This window comes from Sphingomonas sp., assembly GCF_965200135.1.
Taxonomy (GTDB): domain Bacteria; phylum Pseudomonadota; class Alphaproteobacteria; order Sphingomonadales; family Sphingomonadaceae; genus Sphingomonas.
Genome location: NZ_CBDATK010000009.1, coordinates 225,957 through 243,224 on the forward strand (window position 1 = coordinate 225,957; position 17,268 = coordinate 243,224).

A 17,268-nucleotide genomic window follows, 5' to 3' on the forward strand; every position below is an offset into this window, starting at 1 on the left:
GCAACTTCCCCTTTGTGCCCGCCTTGCCCTAGCCGACGGACCTTCGCGACGATGCCGTCGACGGATTTGCGACACTATCGCATGGCAGCCGCCCCGACAAAACCCGTGACAAGCCCTTCGACGCCATCGGAGCGGGGCCGGATCGGGACAGGGCTTCGCTTGTCACTCGCGCGCTTTTCGGATAGTGGCACCCCATTCAATTTTCTATCTTTGCTTTGGGAACGGGGGTTCACATGCGGAACATGATCTTGGCGGTAGGCACCGCGGTGCTGTTGACCGGCACGTCGGCGTTGGCTCAACAGACGGCGACCGAGCAGGCACCGGCCGCGAGCGAGACGAGCAGCTACCTTTGCGCCCTGGCGGGCAAGTGCGACGGCGATGCGTCGGCGACCGAGGGCACGCCCACCCGCGCCGCGCCGGCGACGAAGGGTTTCCGTTTGGCCGCGCAGCAAGCGCCAGAGACGCCGACCCGCGCCGCGCCGACGACCCGTGGCTTCCGGCTCGCGACGCAGCAGCCGACCACCCCGGCGCCGACGACCCGCGGCTTCCGCCTCGCGACCGGCGCGGCGGCGACGCAGCCCAGCGTCGCGGCGCCGAGCACCCGCTCCTTCCAGGTTGCACGGCCCACGGGGGTAGCGTCGACCACGACCGCCTCGCCGATCGCGTCGGTCCGCGCGCGCGGCAGCCGCGCGTCGCGACGTAATCTCGTGGCCGCCAACCGCGGCACGGTCACGCCTGGCGTGGCGCGGTCCGACCTGATGCTGAGCTTCGACCTCAACTCGGCGAACATGACGCCGGGCGCCGAGGCGCGGGCGCGCACCTTTGCGCAGGCGCTGATGATGGAAGAACTGCGCGGCAAGCGGTTCCTGATCGAGGGTCATACCGATGCGCGCGGTGCTCGCGACGCCAACATCGACCTGTCGCGCCGGCGCGCGCAGACCGTCGCCGATTACCTGATCGCGCAGGGTGTGGATCGCAGTCGCGTCGAGGTCCGTGGCGTCGGTCCCGACGCGCCGCTGCCGGGCCAGACCCGTGCGGCGGAGTCCAACCGGCGCGTCGAGGCGGTGCTGCTCTCCTGATCGGATCGTCCCGCTTCGCTGACGGGGGGACGGCGACTTATGGCTCGTGATATCGCGGCGCTGACCGCGCCGCTTTCCGACGAAGACGGCGAGGCGGCTGGTGCCGATCTCAGCTATTCCAACGACCGCACGACCATTGAGGCACCGTTCCAGCTCGACGCCAACGGTGACACGGTCGAGGAGCGCGCCTGGCGGGACTCGATACGGCTGATCGACGATCAGGCGATACTGACGCGCGATCTGTGGCTCGCGACGTATCTCGCGCGGAGCGGGGCGAAGGTCGGTGATCTCCAGACCGTCGCCGACGGCACGGAGATGCTGGCCGGGCTGCTCGAAAACCTGTGGGACTCGGTTCACCCGACGCTCGACGACGCGGACTTCATCGGCCGCAAGACCCCTTGCGATTCGCTGACCAAGATTCGCGAGTTCCTGACGCCGTTGAAGCGCGTGACGGTGTTCGAACACCGTATGGGCAAGGTGACGGGTGAAGACCTGGAGCGGTTCGCGGCGCAGGGCGGCGCGGCCGACGGCTATGCGCAGTTCCGTGGCGCGGTCGAGACCAGCGATCCCGATCGCGCGGAAGAGATCAAGCAGGCCTTCGTCGAGGCGATCACCAAGCTCGACGCGATCCGCGACTCGCTCAAGCGCGTCGATACGGTGCTCGTCGCCAACGCCGGCAGCGACACGGGCACCAATTTCCAGCCGACCTACGACACGCTGGCGACGATCCGCGCGGCGGCCGTGCCTTATGCCGGAGTCGACGAACCCGAAGCGACCGAGGAGCAGCACGGCGCCGAGACCGGCGCGACCGGGGGCGAGGGCCGCCCGTCATTGTCGGGCCGCGTCAACACGCGCGAGGACGTCATCCGCGCGATCGATGCCATCGCCGAATATTACACCGCCCGCGAACCGGGGCACCCGATGCCCGTGCTGATGAAGCGGGCAAGGCACTGGGTGACGATGGATTTCATGGAGCTGCTGGGCGAGATCGCGCCGGACAGCCTGGACGGCGCGCGCCGTATGCTGGTGTCCAAGCTCGATGCGCCGCCGGTGGACGACGGTTATTAGGGCTGTTGCTTCGACCCCGGTCTGCGGTAACGTGGACGTGGGGTCGGCGAGTCTTTCGGACGGTCGCCGCGATTCAGGGGAACAGAGATGCCGGTAAAGAGCGGACAACGTTTCATTCGCGAGAACCGGGCACCGCGCGTGCATATCGAGTACGAGGTCGAGACCTACGGCGCCAAGCAGAAGGTCGAGCTGCCGTTCGTGATGGGCGTGATGTCGGACCTGTCCGGCAAAAGCCACGTCGAGAAGAAAGAGGCGTCCAAGCGCGACTTCGTCGAGTTCGACATGGACAATTTCGAGCAGCGGATGGAGGCGATCGCCCCGCGCGCCGCCTTCAATGTGCAGAACACGCTGTCGGGCGAGGGCCAGATGGCCGTCGACCTGTCGTTCAAGAACATGGAAGACTTCTCGCCGGGCGAGATCGCCAAGAAGGTGCCGGCGGTGGCCAAGCTCCTCGAGGCGCGTCAGCAGCTCAACGACCTGTTGCTCTATATGGACGGCAAGGACGGGGCGCAGGAGCTGCTCGACAAGGTGTTGAAGGACCCGACGCTGATGCAGGCGCTGTCCTCGGCCAACCAGAACAGCGACGCCACCCCGGACGCGGACAAGCCGGCGGCGGAGTGAGGTAGCGGCGGTCCGGGAACGGGCCGCCTTTTTTTATTTCCCAACGGGGGTTGGAGTCGGGGTTATGGCGCAAGAAGCACTTCAGACCGGCGCGCAGGCGCAGGGCGAGTCCATTCAGTTCGACGACTTTTCGTCGCTCCTGCAAAAGGAGTTCAAGCCGCAGGACGACAAGAAGGCCGATCGTATCAGCCAGGCGGTGCAGACGCTGGCGCAGCAGGCGCTGGCCGACGCCGCGGTGATCGGCGACGACGTCTTCACCACCGTCGACGCGATGCGTTCGGCGCTGGATCGCAAGATGTCGGAGCAGATGGATGCGATCATCCACCATCCGGATTTTCAGAAGCTCGAGAGCGCGTGGCGGGGGCTCAGCTACCTCGTCATGAACACGTCGACGGGCAAGGACATGAAGATCCGCGTCATGAACATGTCGAAGGACGAGTGCCGGAAGATGTTCCGGCAATATCGTGACGCGGCGTGGGATCAGAGCCCGCTGTTCAAGAAGATCTACGAGTCGGAGTTCGGCCAGCTTGGCGGTCAGCCCTACGGTGCCTTTACCTGCGACTATTCGTTCGATCATTCCGCGCCCGACCTGGAAGTCATGCGCGGCCTGGCGAAGATCGGCGCCGCGGCGCACGCGCCCTTCATCGCCGGTGCGGCGCCCGGCCTGTTCGGGATGGAGAGCTGGCAGGAGCTGGCCAATCCGCGTGATCTGGCCAAGCTGTTCGACGCGACCGACTATGCCGCGTGGCGTTCGTTCCGCGAGTCGGACGACGCGCGCTACCTCGCGCTGACGATGCCGCGCTTCCTCGGCCGGCCGATCTATGGCGCCAAGACCGATCCGGTCGAGTCGTTCGACTATGAGGAGGATACGTCGGGCAGCCACGACAACCACCTGTGGATCAACGCCGCCTATGCGATGGCGACCCGCATCACCGAGGCGTTCTCGACCTACGGCTGGTGCACGCGGATCCGCGGCGTCGAGTCGGGTGGCACGGTCGAGGGGCTGCCGACGGCGGCCTTCCCGACCGACGACGGCGGCATCGACATGAAGTGCCCGACCGAGATCGCGATCTCCGACCGGCGCGAAGCGGAGCTGTCCAACGCGGGGTTGCTGGCGCTGGTGCATCGCAAGAACACCGATCAGGCGACCTTCATCGGCGGGCAGACGCTCTATAAGCCGAAGATGTTCGACAATGCCGACGCCACCGCGAATCAGAATCTGTCGGCGCGACTGCCCTACATTTTCGCGTCATGCCGATTCGCGCATTATCTCAAGTGCATGGTGCGCGACTGGATCGGCGGCAACCGCGAGGCGCACCAGCTGCAACGCGATTTGAGCGACTGGGTGAGTCAGTACGTCGACGGTTCGCCGCAAACGTCGAGCGAATCCGTGAAAGCCAAGCTACCCCTCAAGGGGGCTCAGGTCGAGATCCTGGCTGACCCGGAGAACCCGGGTTACTACAAGGGGAAGTTCATGTTCGTTCCTCATTATCAGATGGAAGGCATGGACATCGCCATGAGCATGGTCTCGCGCCTGCCCAAGGCCGCCTGATCGTCAGGCAGCACGCACTCGGCCGGCCGTCGGTGACGGTCAGCGGCCACATCGGAGGGAATAGCAATGGCAACCGACTTCTTCCTCGACATCGACGATCTCAAGATCAAGGGCGAGGCTACCGCGCGTCACGCCAAGGATCACATCGATGTTCATTCCATGAGCTTCGGCGTGACTCAGCCGCATGCGGTTGGTCGCACCGGCGCCGGCCTGTCGACCGGCAAGGCTTCGTTCGGTGAGATCCACTTCACCAAGTACACCGACAAGGCGTCGCCGAAGCTGTACATGGCGGCGGGTTCCGGCACCCACTTCGGCAAGGCCGTGTTCTCGGGCTTCAAGCATGGCGACAAGCCGATCCTGTACTTCAAGGTGACGCTGAGCGATGTCATGGTGACCTCGTTCCAGAACTCGGGTGCCGGTGGCAGCGAAATGACCGAGCAGGTTTCGTTCGGCTATTCGAAGATCGAGTTTGAATATGTCGAGCAGACCAAGGAAGGCGGCACCTCGGGCAAGAACCTAGCGATGTTCGACGTCCGCGAGGGCGCCAACTCTTAAGCTCGAACGACGCGCGGCAGGGGGTCGCATCATGAGTAACGATGCCGACCAACTGCTGCGGGCAGGAGACCTCGACGGTGCGCGACGCGCGCTCGTCGAGGTCGTCCGCGCCAAGCCGGGCGATGCGCAGGCCCGGATGTTCCTGTTCCAGCTTCTCGCCGCGGCGGGTGAGTGGGACAAGGCCAAGACTCAGCTGAACACGCTCGCCACGCTCTCGCCAGAGGCGCAGATGCTGAGCGTCGCTTATGGTCAGGCCGTCGACGCCGAGCGGCAGCGTGCCGCCGTCTTTGCGGGCACCGAACGTGCCCAGCTGCTCGTTACCAGCGATTGGGCCAATGCGCTCGTCGATGCGATCGAACATTACGCGCTGGGCCGCATCGCCGAGGGCGATGCCGCGCGCGACGCGGCGTTCGAGGCCGCGCCCGACACGCCCGGGACGCTGGACGGCGTCGAGTTCGACTGGATCGCCGACGCAGACAGCCGCTTCGGTCCCGCGTTCGAGGCCATCGTCGGTGGCCGCTACGGCCTGGTGCCGTTCGATACCGTCGCCAGCCTTAAGAGCGGCGGTCCCAAGGATTTGCGCGATACCGTCTGGTATCCCGCGCAAGTGGCATTCAAGTCCGGCCAGTCCGTCGCGGCGATGTTGCCGACGCGCTATCCGGGCAGCGAGGCGTCGGACGACGTCAACGAGCGGCTCGGCCGCGCCACCAGCTGGCGCGATGTCGCCTGGGGTCAGGCCGGCAGCGGCCAGCATCTGTGGACCTTGTCGACCGAGGACGATTGCGACCTCCTGTCGGTTCGCCAGCTCGTCTTCGCCTGAGGCGGCGCAGACCGTGGCCGCCGTCAAGCAGCGCCTGACGCCATCCCTGTTCGACAAGCTCGTCGGCGACATCGACATGGCGGGGCTGCGCGAGAACGAGGACTCGCGTACCACCGTCGCGCGAGAGAATTTCCGCTTCTACACAGTGCCGCAACTCGAACGCTTCAACGAGGTCGCGCTGCGGGGAACGGTCCGCCGCGAACTGGCGTGGTTGCTCAATACCACCAACTACGGTGCGACACGCGATCTCGCGGCCTATCCGCAGGTCGAGACCTCCGTCCTCAACTACGGCCTGCCCGACCTCGCCGGCAAAACCGGCGATCGGCGCGCCACGCAGCAGCGGGCGCGGGAGATACGGACGGCCATCCGTAATTTCGAACCGCGGATCGACCCCAAGACGTTGGTCGTCGATACCGTCGTCCAGGACGAGCAGCGGCATCAGGTCAGCTTCGTGATCCAGGGCGACATCTCCGCCGCCGCGCACGCGATGCCGGTCAAGTTCCACACGCATGTCGATCCCGACACCGCGTCGGTCGACGTCGAAGAGTAGGGCGCAAGTGGATCCCCGCCTGCTCCGCTTCTACAACGACGAGCTGGGCTATTTGCGCGAGTCCGCGCGCGAGTTCGGCGAGGAGCACGAGACGGTCGCCGCACGGCTCGGGCTGAAGACCCCGACCGAGATCGATCCCTATGTCGAGCGGCTGCTGGAGGGCGTCGCCTATCTGGGGGCGCGGGTACAGCTCAAGCTCCACGATCAATATCCCGAGTTCACCCAGCACCTGCTCCACGCGATCCAGCCGCATTATCTGGCGCCGATGCCGTCGATCTGCATCGCCGGTTTCGAGCCCAAGGAAGGCGACCCGGTGCTGGTCAAGGGCCACAAGGTGCCGCGCGGCACCGAGCTGACCGCGATCGCCGCCGATCAGGGCGGCACGCCGGTGCCGTTCCGCACCGGCCACGACGTCACGCTGTGGCCGCTGAAGATCAGCGAGGTCGAGTATCTCGCCAGCCGCGCCGCCGTCGCGCCGTTCGCCGCCGCCGCCGATGTGCGCGCCGAGGGCGGGCTGAGGCTGCGGTTCGAGGCGACCGCCGGCGTCGACCTGACCCAGGTCTGGCCCGCCAGCCTGCCGATCTATCTCGCCGGGGCGGAGTCGATCCCCGGCGAACTCTATCGCCAGCTGATCGGCGAGACGCTGGTGGTGCTCGCCCGTTCCGCCGATGCGCCCGCGAACGCGCCGTGGCTGCGGCTGCCGATGCCGGAGCAGATCGGCTTCGACGACAAGGAAGCGCTGCTGCCGGCCGAGGAGCGGTCGTTTCGCGGCTATCGCCTGCTCAGCGAGTATTTCGCGTGTCCCGAACGCTTCCTGTTCATCGACCTGAAGGAGCCGGGCCGCGCCTTCAAACAGTCGCCCACGGCGTGCGACGTGGTATTCCTGTTCTCGCGCTCGTCGGCGACGCTGACCGGGGCGGTGGAGCCGGCCAACTTTCGCCTCTATTCGACGCCGGCGATCAACCTCTTCGAAAAGCAACTCGGCCGCGTCCAGGTGACGCCGTACGAGCATGAATATCACGTCATCCCGGATCGCACGAAGCCGCTCGATTTCGAGGTGTTCCGCCTGCTCGAGGTCAAGGCTTACGACCGCGAGAACGTCAACGCGCGCACCGTGGCGCCGCTCTATTCGTTCGGCGCGCTGCTCTACGACTGGCAGGAGGCGCTTTTCTATACCACGCAGCTGCGCGCTCGGCGGTTGTCGACGCGTGAGCAGCGGCTCCGCAAGCGCACCGAATATGTCGGCACCGAGACCTGGCTGAGCCTGACATCGCCGGGCGATGCGACGCGGCTGGACGGCATCCAGGAGCTGAGCGTCCGCGCGCTGGTCACCAACCGCGAGCTGCCCGAGCTGCTCACCTTTCGCGGCGACAAGCATTTTCTGATCTCCGGCATTCCCGCGCGCGGCGTGTCGGTGCTGCGCGCGCCGACCCGCCCACGCCCGCCACTGGGGATGGGCGATGCGGCGTGGCGGGTGATCGGGCATCTGACGCCCAACTACGCGACGCTGGCGCCCGAGGATCACGACGATGCGTCGGTGCTGCGTGACCATCTGGCGCTCTATGGGCAACAGGACGACGCCGCGTTGCGGAAGCAGATCGACGGCGTGCTGTCGATCCGCTCGCGCAAGGTCGCCCGGCGCGTACCGGGGCTCGACCGGATGGCGATCGCGCGGGGGCACCGCATCTCGATCAAGCTGGACGATGCGGCGTTCGAACGCAGCCGGATGTTCCTGTTCTCGGTGGTGCTCGAACGATTCCTGTGCGAATTCGCCAGCATCAACTCGTTTACGGAAACCTGTTTCGACAGTCCTCAGGAAGGGGAGTTCGCGCGATGGCAACCGCGGATCGGCCGCCGACCGAACATCTGAGCTTCCTGCAGCGCGCGGCCGCCGAGGTCCGCCGTTACGGGATGTTCCCGCTCGTCCGTGGAGCGGAGGCGCGCGCGCCGGGTCTGCCGCGTGTCGGTCGCGCGCGCCTGCCGGCGCAGACCGCGGTCGACCTCGCGCAGGTGCCCAGCCTGTCCTTCCCCGATGCGACGATGGAGCAGGTCGAAGTCCGCCACGGCCGTCCGACGCTACATGGCCTGTGGCTGGGCCTGCTCGGGCCGATGGGGCCGCTGCCCACGCATCTGACCGAGTTCGCCTATTACGAGCGCCGTTATGCGACGTCGCGGCCGTTCGGGCGCTGGCTCGACCTGATCTCCAACCGCATGCTGCAGTTGTTCTATCGCGTGTGGGGCGATTCGCAGCCGGTGGTGCAGGCGGATCGGCCCGAGGACGATCGGTTTGCGCGTTACCTCGGCGCGCTGTCCGGCGCGGCGGAGGGCGTCGGCGAGCAGGCGCTGTTCCCGCCGCGCGCGCGGCTGTTCTATGCGGCGCTGTTCGCCTCGCGCCGGTCGGCGGTGGGTATAGAGGATGCGCTGAGCAACCTGTTGCGCCAGCCGGTGCGCGTGCTCGAATATCAGCCGCGCTGGCGCGAGATCGAACCCGACGACCAGACCCGGCTGGGGCGCAGCTTTGCCAGACTCGATCAGGGCGTGGTGATCGGCGGGCGCACCCGAGTCGCCTCCGACGCCTTTCGCGTCGCGATCCGTGCCGGCTCGATGCGCGAATACGAACAGTTGCTGCCGACCTCGGCCCGGTTCGCGGTCGCGTCGGAGGCGCTGGACGCCTTTACGCCCTCGCATCTCGAATGGGACATGATGATCGAGATGGAGGAGCGCCATGCCCGCCCCGCCAAGCTCGACGGCCGCGCGCAACTCGGCTGGACGGGCTGGCTCAAACCGGGCGGCGGGACTAACATCCGCTCGGACGCACATCTGACGCGCCGCGCGAAGGGGACTCGCGCGCCAATTGGGGGATTAGCATCATGACCGAGATCAGCCGCTCTGCCCTGTTCGGGCGACTCAATCCGACCGGCCTCAAGGCGATCGAGACCGCCACCGGCTTCTGCAAGATGCGGGGCAATCCCTATGTGGAGCTGGTCCACTGGGTCCATATACTGTTGCAGGACGCGCAGAACGACTTCGCCGCGATCCGCACCGCGTTCGGGCTGAACGACACGCAGGTCGCGCGCGACGTGGTGGCACAGCTCGACTCGCTGCCGCGCGGCGCGACCGCGATCAGCGACTTTAGCCCACAGATCGAGGAGGCGATCGAGAAGGGCTGGCTGTATGCCTCGCTCCAGTTCTCGGCGGGCCGCGTCAGGACCGGGCATCTGCTGTACGGCATGCTCAAGACGCCGACGCTGAAGAACGCGCTGTTCACGATCTCGGGCGAGTTCCGCAAGGTGCAGGTCGAGAAGCTGGGCGCCGAGTTCGAGCAGATCGTCCGCGCCTCGACCGAACAGACGCAGCGCGATGCCGGTCCGGCCGCGAGTGCGGGCGGCGAGGGCGGAGAGCCGGGCGCGGGTCCGGTGTCCGAGGGCGAGGCGCTGGTCAAGTTCTCGGTCGATCTGACCGCCAAGGCACGTTCGGGCGAGATCGACACGATCGTCGGCCGCGACCAGGAGGTCCGTCAGCTGATCGACATCCTGCTGCGCCGTCGCCAGAACAACCCGATCCTGGTCGGCGAGGCGGGCGTCGGCAAGACTGCGGTAGTCGAGGGCTTCGCCAAGCGCATCGTCGACGGCGACGTGCCCCCGGCGTTGCAGGGCGTGACGTTGCGCGCGCTCGACATCGGCCTGATGCAGGCGGGCGCGAGCGTGAAGGGCGAGTTCGAGAAGCGGCTGCGGATGGTAATCGACGAGGTCGAATCGAGCCCGGTGCCGATCGTGCTGTTCATCGACGAGGCGCATACGCTGATCGGCGCGGGTGGCGCGGCGGGGACGGGCGATGCCGCCAACCTGTTGAAGCCGGCGCTGGCGCGCGGGCGGCTCAGGACGATCGCGGCGACCACCTATGCCGAGTACCGGCAGTATTTCGAGAAGGACCCGGCGCTGACCCGCCGCTTCCAGACCGTCGACGTGCCCGAGCCCGAGACGCCCAAGGCGATCGCGATGATCCGTTCGGTCGCGCCGATGATGGAGAAGCATCATAACGTCGTGGTGCTGGACGAGGCGGTGGCGGCGTCGGTGACGCTGTCGCAGCGCTATGTCCCCGCACGCCAGCTGCCCGACAAGGCGGTGAGCCTGCTCGACACCGCCTGCGCGCGCGTCGCGGTGTCGCAGCACGCGACGCCGGCACAGGTCGAGGACCGCATGCGCCGCGTCGAGCTGCTGGAGGTCGAGCGCGAGATCGTCGAGCGCGAGCGGGCGGGGCAGTATCGCAGCGACGACCGGCTGGAGAAGATCGACGAGGAGCTGACCGAGGCGCGCGCGGCGGCCGAGGCGATCAACGTCAAGTGGGCCGACGAGAAGGCGGCGCTGGAGAAGCTGGTCGCCGCCCGCGATGCGTTGCGCGCGATGCGTGAGAGCGGCGAGGGCGACGAAGCTGCCCTCAAGACCGAGCTGGATAGCGCGATCGAAGTGATGCGCGGCGCGCAGGGCGACCAGCCGATGGTATTCGGCGTCGTCGATCAGGATGCGGTCGCCGCTGTCGTCGGCGACTGGACGGGCATCCCGATCGGGCGGATGGTGAAGGACGAGATCCAGTCCGTGCTCAAGATCGCCGACGAGCTGAAGAAGCGCGTCGTCGGCCAGGACCATGCGATGGACGCGATCGCCAAGCGCATCCAGACCAGCCGCGCCAAGCTGGACAACCCCAACAAGCCGCAGGGCGTGTTCATGCTCGCCGGCCCGTCGGGCGTCGGCAAGACCGAGACCGCGCATGTGCTCTCGGAGCTGCTGTATTCGGGCGACGATTCGATGATCGTCATCAACATGAGCGAGTTCCAGGAGGCGCACACCGTCTCGACGCTGAAGGGCGCGCCGGCGGGGTATGTCGGCTACGGCCAGGGCGGCGTGCTGACCGAGGCGGTGCGGCGGCGACCCTATTCGGTGGTGCTGCTCGACGAGGTCGAAAAGGCGCATCCGGACGTCCACGAGATGTTCTTCCAGGTGTTCGACAAGGGGTTCATGAACGACTCCGAGGGGCGGTTCATCGACTTCAAGAACTGCCTGATCCTGCTGACCTCGAACGCCGGCACCGACCTCATCACCACGATGTGCGAGGACCCGGAAATGGCGCCGGAGCCGGAGGCGCTGGCGACCGCGCTTCGCCCCGACCTGCTCAAGGTGTTCCCGCCGGCGCTGCTCGGCCGGCTGGTGGTGCTGCCGTATTTCCCGCTGTCGCCAGAGATGCTGGGCGGGATTGTCGTGCTGCAGCTCAACCGGATCAAGAAGCGGATCGCGGAGAACCACAAGATCCGGTTCGCTTATACGCAGGCCGTGGTCGAGCTGATCGTCAGCCGCTGCAACGAGGTGGCGTCGGGCGGACGCATGATCGACGCGATCCTGACCAACACGATGCTGCCGGAGATGTCGATCGCACTGTTGGGCAAGCAGATGTCGGGCGAGATCGTCGAGGCGATCGAGGTGGACGTCGATGGCCAACAGTTCAGCTATGGCTTCCACGCCAAGGGCGCGGGTTCGGTTTCCACGGTAACCGGTCCCGTCGAGGAGCCGCTGACGGCCTTCTCCGGCGAGGCGTTGCTGGCGGAGGCCGTGACGGAGGAGGCGGCCTGACGTGCGGATCGTCTCGCCGACGCCGAATCAGGTCTTCACGATCTCGAGCGACACGACCGCGCCGGTGATCGAGAGCGGCGGCGCCCAGCGGCGTTGGACGCTGCGCTGGCGCACCTACACCAAACAGGGAATCGGGTCCTCGACAGGCAACTGGGTCAGCATGCAGCCGCTGCTGGCCGGGTTGGGTGGGACGCTGACCATCACGGGGACGGCGGCGGGCAAGAGCGCGGCGGTGACGGTGAAGATCGTCGGCGCCAACCCCAGTCTTCAGGAACTGCGCGACTTCACCCGGCCGCTGCCGCAGGGGCCGGACCTGCTGCTGATCCTGGAGCACGAGACGCACGGGCGTCATTTCAACACCGGGCGAGTCCACAATGGCGAGCCGATCGTCTCGTTCGACGGCGGCTACGGCATCTCCCAGCTGACGACACCGCGGCCCACTTACGAGCAATGCTGGAGCTGGAAGGAGAACGTCCGCGGCGGGATCGCGCTGTTCGCGACCAAACGCGCCGACGCGATCGCTTTCTTGAGCCGCGGCGGGAGGACCTATACGCCCGACCAACTGCGCCGCGAGACCATCTGTCGCTGGAACGGTGGCCGTTACCACGAGTGGAACGGCACTGCCTGGCAACGGCCAGCCAACATCGTCTGCGCGCCGGGCACCGGCAATATCGGCTGGAACACCAACCTGGCAGCCAATCAGGATCAGACGGTGACCCAGTTGCAGGACCGCGACCGCGACGATTATCGCCTGCCGCACGACGATGGTGACAACTGGAACTATTACGGAGTCTGCTATGTGGATTCGCTGCTCGGCGGCTAGTGCGGCGCTGCTTGTCGGCTGCGCGGCACCGGTCGTTGGCGCGGGACAGGCGGCGGCGGTCGCCGGCGGGATCGTGGCGCAGCGTAACGGGTCGCAGCCGGGCGATCCGGGCCGTATCGCGCTTCTGGTCGGCGGCCGGCGGGTAGAAGCTGCCGTACGCGTCGACCGTACGACGATCACGCGAGGACGACGCGAGGTGACGCTGCTGGCACAGCGCGGGGGGCTCGCGATCCTTACCGACTCCTATGGATCGCGTCCGCAGGGACTCAGCCGCTGCCAAGCGGGCGATGAGATCTATGCCAGGGTGATCGACGTCGCGGCGCGGCGCGAGCGGTACAGCAAGCTGGTCGAGAGCTGCCTGAAGCCGGTCATCTCGGGCAGTCCGGCGTACACGGTGACGCCAGACGGCAGCGCCGTCACTTTCGACCTGCTCTATGAGCCGGCCGTGACCGTGACGCTCGGCGACCACGGCCGGGTCGACGTCGTTCCCCTGCCGCGATGAGCACCACCGACCGCGTCGAACTGCACCTGCCGATCCCCGGCAACGAGCGGACGATCCTGATCGAGGTCGATCGCGATCTGGTCCGTTCGGTCAATACGCACAAGCTGACGCTGGTCGGCGGGGTCGGCCCGCTGCATGTCGCGATCGACCGCTACGAGTCTTCGGTGGCAGGCGGCGAGGAGTGCTACGTCCGGGTGCTCGATCTGGCGGCGGAGGAGGAGCGCTGGTGCCTGCTGGCGCGGAGCACGACGCGCGGGCTGGCCGCGATCGAGCCGGTGGTCGATTGGGAACCCGACCGGGCCAGCTTCACCGTCCGGCTCGCCGGTCGACCGTCGCTCCGGGTGGACCTGAGCGAGGATGGCGAGATGACGGTGGGCGCGCTTGTGGATCAGGTGTCCGAATGAGCGACGATTCCCTCGCCGAGGCGGCCGCGTTGCAGGCGCGCGACACGGCCGCTTATGGCCGCACGCCCTATCCGGCGCTGATCCATCCGCACACGCATCCCGATCGGCTGGCGGTGATCGCGCGGCTGGCGGGGATGGACCCGCCCGACATCCGTACCGCCCGCGTGCTGGAGGTCGGCGTCGGCAACGGTCTCAACCTGCTGGTGATGGCGCAGGCGCTGCCCGAGGCGCGGTTCGTCGGCTTCGACATCGACACGCAGGCGATCGAGCTGGGGCAAAGTTGGATCGCCGAAACCGGCGCGACCAACGTCACCCTCGCCGCGCTGGACCTGCTCGACGCCGCCGAGCGGCTGGACGGGGAGTTCGACTACATCATCGCGCACGGCGTCTTCGCCTGGGTGCCGGAGGTGGTCGCCGACGCGCTGCTCGACCTGATCGGGCGGAAGCTGTCGCCGCACGGCGTCGCCTTCGTCAGCGCCAATACCCTGCCGGGTTGCCACGTCCGCCTCGCGTTGCGCGACGCGATGCTGCGGGCGAGCGCCGGTGTGACCGACGATGAGGAGCGGCTGCGGCTGGCGCGCGCGGCGCTCGCCCGGATCGCGGTGCCCGGCGACGACGACCTGCCGATCCAGACCGGGATGCGCGCGGAGGCGCAGTCGCTGCTCGACCGGCCGGAGGGCAGCGTCATGCTCCACGATGAATTGGGCGTCAGCTATCGACCCTGGTATCTCCACGAGGCGATCGCGCGCGCCGGGGCGAACGGCCTAGACTTTCTCGGCGACTCGACGCCCGACCTGATCGGCGACGCGCTGCTGTCCTCCACCGGTAGCGCCGACGATCATCAGGCGGCGATCGGGGAGGCGGCGTGCGACGGCGACGAAACCGCGTTTCGCTTCTTTCGGCGCATGCTGTTCGTCCGGCGCGGCGCGGCCCCGGACCGCGTGTTGCACCCCGCCCGCGTGGCGCAGCTGTTCGTTTCGAGTTCCGCGACCGGCGCGGCCAACGGTATCTGGCAGCGCGGCAACGCCAAGGCGCGGATCAGCAGTCCGGTGCTGAGCGCGATGCTGGTGCGGCTGGGCGCGATCTGGCCGGCGCGGCTGGCGGTTGCGGAGCTGGAGTTCGACGCCGACTATACGCGATCGTTGATCGGGTTGTCGGCGCTCGGGCTGGTGTCGCTCCATTCGATCCCGGCGCCGTTCGCGACGGCGCCGGGGTCGCAGCCGGTCGCGAGCCCGCTGGCGCGGTGGACCGCGGCGCAGGGGCTGCCCTGGGTCGCGACGCTGGATCATCGCGCGCTGACGCTCGATCCGATCGCGCTGGCGGCGTTGCAGGTGCTGGACGGCGCGCCCGACGAGGGCCGGTTCGCCGCCGCGCTGGCGCAGGCGACCGTGACGCCCGACCAGGCGTTGCGCGCGCTGGCGTCGGAGGCGCTGCTGCTCCCCTGACGCTCAGCCGCGCACGAAGCGCCAGCGGTCCGGCTCGCTCTCGTCGGCGACGTAGCGATAGCCCTCCCAGTCGAACGCCTGCATGTCGTCGGGCGTGGCGACGCGGTGTTCGATCAGCCACCGCGCCATCGCGCCCCGCGCGCGCTTCGCATTGAACGATACGAACCGCCGGTCCGCACCCTCGCGGAAATCCGCCGAGATCACCCGCACGTCCGGCAACCGCCCCTCGACCGCCGCCCAATATTCGTTGCTCGCGAGGTTCAGCACCGTCGCCGAGCCGTCCGCCGTCAGGTCCTCGATCAACGTCGCGGCGATGCGGTCGCCCCACCAGTCGGTCAGCTTTGCCCGGCGCGGCGCCCAATGCGTCCCCATCTCCAGCCGGTACGGACGCATCAGGTCGAGCGGCCGCAGCAGCCCGTATAGCCCCGACAGCATCCGCAGGTGATCCTGTGCGAAGGCGACCGCCGCCTCGTCCAGCGTCGCGACGTCCAGCCCGTGATAGACGTCGCCGGCAAAGGCATAGAGGGCGGGCCGCTCCGGGGCGTCCGCGAACCCAACGAAACGGTCGTGGTTAAGCTTCGCAAGCGCGAGCGAGATCCCCATCAGCTGCCGCAACCGCTTCTGCGGCAGCCGCGCCGCCGAGCGCGCCAGCGTCGCCGCTTCCTCGCCGAAGCGCGGCGCGGTCGGCGTGAGCGGGGGCAGGGCGGTGGCGTAGTCGAGTGTCTTGGCGGGCGAGATGACGGCGATCATGGCGATAGCGGCTAGCGATCCTCTCGGGCTCGTTCAATCGCGGTTCAACGGGCGGCGGCCACGGGCGCGGTCCGACATCGCTTGAAGGGCGCAGGCGCTCCCACTACACTCGTCGTCAACCATATCGAACGGCGCGCCCCCGCGCCCGGACGCAAGGAGAGTTCCCATGAAGTCGTTTCCGAAGCTCGCGCTGGCGGCTGTTCTCGCCACGGGCACGGCAGGCGTAGCGCTGGTCGCACCCGCCGTCGCCAAGGAGAAGCCCAAGACCGCCGAAGCGGGGCTTCAGCTCAGCCCCGCAGTCATCAAGGTCGCAAAGCCTGCACAGGACGCGGTGCAGGCGAACAATCCGGCCGTCGCCGAGCCGGCGGTCGCGGCGGTAGAGGCCGTCGCGACGACGGAAGGCGACAAATACGTCGCGGCGGTGCTTCGTTATCAGCTGGAGTCGCAGAAGGCGCGCGCTTCTCAGGCGGCGAACCCGCGTGCCGTGGTCGACGAATCGTTGCAGGCGCGGCCGCTGGACGTGTTGATCGCCAATCCGAACACGCCGGCGAACGTGCGTGGTGCCTATGCGGCACGGCGCGGCGAGATCTCGTACAATGCGCGCCAATATCCGCAGGCGATCCAGTATTTCACGCAGGCGCGCACGCTCGGCTTCACCGACGGCAATCTGGACCTGATGATCGTCAAGGCAAAGGTGGACGGCGGCGACATCGCCGGTGGGTCCGCCGACCTGGAACGGGTGGTCGCGGCGGCGAGCACGGGCGGTGCCAAGGCGCCGGTCGAATATTACCGCTACGCCATCGGCCGGTCGAACAAGGCGCATCTGGTGCCGCAGACCGTGTCCTGGATGAACCGCTACCTCGCCGCGTACCCGACCAACGGCCAGACGTGGTACGAGGTGCTCGCGACCTACGGCTTCTCGCAGGACGCGACCGCAAGGCTCGACAATCCGCAAAAGATCGACCTGTTCCGCCTGATGCGGGCGGCTGGCGGCCTGCAGGATCAGTATTTCTATATCGAGTACGCGCAAAAGGCGCAGAATGCGGGCTTGCCGCTGGAGGCACAGGCGGTGCTTCGCGAGGGGTTGGCTAACGGCAAGATCCCGGCAGGCAACAGCGAGGCCAAGGCGATGCAGGTTGAGCTGACCCGCTCGATCGCCGCCGAAGGGTCGCTCGCGTCGCTGGAGACCAAGGCCGCCGCAGCCGCCAATGGCCAGCTCGCCGGCCAGACGGCCGACGCCTATCTGAGCCAGGGCACCTGGGCCAAGGCGGCGGGGCTGTATCGCACCGCGTTGACCAAGGGCGGGGTCGATGCCGACACGATCAACACCCGGCTGGGCATCGCGCTGGCGCGGTCGGGCGACAAGGCCGGGGCGCTCGCCGCCTTCGCGCTCGTCAAGGGCAACCCGCGCGCCGATATCGCGACGTTCTGGACGACGTGGCTGAACGCGTCGGGCACCGCGCCCGCCGCATGAT

The 17,268-nt window shown here is 67.7% G+C and carries 16 protein-coding genes; 15 read left to right on the forward strand and 1 reads right to left on the reverse strand.

Going from position 1 to position 17,268, the window contains the following annotated elements; all coding sequences use genetic code 11:
• Positions 1-242 precede the first annotated feature (242 nt).
• The 14 genes from ACOFKS_RS12580 to ACOFKS_RS12645 all read left to right on the forward strand — a co-directional run bounded on the left by ACOFKS_RS12580 (position 243) and on the right by ACOFKS_RS12645 (position 15,043).
• Positions 243-1,079 (forward strand): OmpA family protein, encoded by an 837-nt coding sequence (locus ACOFKS_RS12580; RefSeq protein WP_419809592.1) that lies wholly within the window; start codon positions 243-245, stop codon positions 1,077-1,079.
• Between the two features lie 39 nt (positions 1,080-1,118).
• Positions 1,119-2,147 carry an ImpA family type VI secretion system protein gene (locus ACOFKS_RS12585; protein WP_419809593.1) on the forward strand — a complete coding sequence of 343 codons (1,029 nt, stop codon included), beginning with the start codon at positions 1,119-1,121 and terminating at the stop codon, positions 2,145-2,147.
• A gap of 87 nt (positions 2,148-2,234) precedes the next feature.
• Positions 2,235-2,768, forward strand: a complete 534-nt coding sequence (gene tssB, locus ACOFKS_RS12590; protein WP_419809594.1) for a type VI secretion system contractile sheath small subunit — start codon at positions 2,235-2,237, stop codon at positions 2,766-2,768.
• Between the two features lie 64 nt (positions 2,769-2,832).
• Complete coding sequence (gene tssC / locus ACOFKS_RS12595; protein WP_419809595.1) at positions 2,833-4,320, forward strand: type VI secretion system contractile sheath large subunit; 1,488 nt, start codon at positions 2,833-2,835, stop codon at positions 4,318-4,320.
• A 66-nt stretch (positions 4,321-4,386) separates the two neighbouring features.
• Entirely contained in the window at positions 4,387-4,875 is a 489-nt protein-coding gene (locus tag ACOFKS_RS12600) for an Hcp family type VI secretion system effector (protein ID WP_419809596.1), read from the forward strand.
• 31 nt (positions 4,876-4,906) lie between these two features.
• Positions 4,907-5,695 (forward strand): type VI secretion system accessory protein TagJ, encoded by a 789-nt coding sequence (locus ACOFKS_RS12605; protein ID WP_419809597.1) that lies wholly within the window; start codon positions 4,907-4,909, stop codon positions 5,693-5,695.
• A gap of 13 nt (positions 5,696-5,708) precedes the next feature.
• Positions 5,709-6,245 carry a type VI secretion system baseplate subunit TssE gene (tssE, locus tag ACOFKS_RS12610; protein ID WP_419809598.1) on the forward strand — a complete coding sequence of 179 codons (537 nt, stop codon included), beginning with the start codon at positions 5,709-5,711 and terminating at the stop codon, positions 6,243-6,245.
• 7 nt (positions 6,246-6,252) lie between these two features.
• Positions 6,253-8,115, forward strand: coding sequence for a type VI secretion system baseplate subunit TssF (tssF, locus tag ACOFKS_RS12615; RefSeq protein WP_419809599.1), 1,863 nt, complete (start codon positions 6,253-6,255; stop codon positions 8,113-8,115).
• Positions 8,079-9,119 carry a type VI secretion system baseplate subunit TssG gene (gene tssG / locus ACOFKS_RS12620; protein ID WP_419809600.1) on the forward strand — a complete coding sequence of 347 codons (1,041 nt, stop codon included), beginning with the start codon at positions 8,079-8,081 and terminating at the stop codon, positions 9,117-9,119. The genes tssF and tssG overlap by 37 nt, the downstream gene beginning before the upstream one ends.
• On the forward strand, positions 9,116-11,869 hold the full coding sequence (gene tssH, locus ACOFKS_RS12625) for a type VI secretion system ATPase TssH (protein ID WP_419809601.1): 2,754 nt from the start codon (positions 9,116-9,118) through the stop codon (positions 11,867-11,869). Before tssG ends, tssH begins: the two co-directional genes overlap by 4 nt.
• Position 11,870: 1 nt before the next feature.
• Complete coding sequence (locus tag ACOFKS_RS12630) at positions 11,871-12,692, forward strand: hypothetical protein (RefSeq protein WP_419809602.1); 822 nt, start codon at positions 11,871-11,873, stop codon at positions 12,690-12,692.
• Complete coding sequence (locus ACOFKS_RS12635) at positions 12,667-13,194, forward strand: hypothetical protein (RefSeq protein WP_419809603.1); 528 nt, start codon at positions 12,667-12,669, stop codon at positions 13,192-13,194. The genes ACOFKS_RS12630 and ACOFKS_RS12635 overlap by 26 nt, the downstream gene beginning before the upstream one ends.
• A complete protein-coding gene (locus ACOFKS_RS12640) occupies positions 13,191-13,598 on the forward strand; it encodes a hypothetical protein (protein WP_419809604.1) in 408 nt (135 codons plus the stop codon). Before ACOFKS_RS12635 ends, ACOFKS_RS12640 begins: the two co-directional genes overlap by 4 nt.
• The gene (locus ACOFKS_RS12645; protein ID WP_419809605.1) at positions 13,595-15,043 is read left to right on the forward strand and encodes a methyltransferase domain-containing protein; all 1,449 of its coding nucleotides are present in this window, start codon (positions 13,595-13,597) and stop codon (positions 15,041-15,043) included. The genes ACOFKS_RS12640 and ACOFKS_RS12645 overlap by 4 nt, the downstream gene beginning before the upstream one ends.
• A 3-nt stretch (positions 15,044-15,046) precedes the next feature.
• Here the strand turns inward: ACOFKS_RS12645 and ACOFKS_RS12650 are convergent, their stop codons facing one another.
• Complete coding sequence (locus ACOFKS_RS12650; protein ID WP_419809606.1) at positions 15,047-15,793, reverse strand: YaaA family protein; 747 nt, start codon at positions 15,791-15,793, stop codon at positions 15,047-15,049.
• 166 nt (positions 15,794-15,959) lie between these two features.
• Between ACOFKS_RS12650 and ACOFKS_RS12655 the strand changes: the two genes are divergently transcribed.
• Complete coding sequence (locus tag ACOFKS_RS12655) at positions 15,960-17,267, forward strand: hypothetical protein (protein ID WP_419809607.1); 1,308 nt, start codon at positions 15,960-15,962, stop codon at positions 17,265-17,267.
• Position 17,268 lies beyond the last annotated feature (1 nt).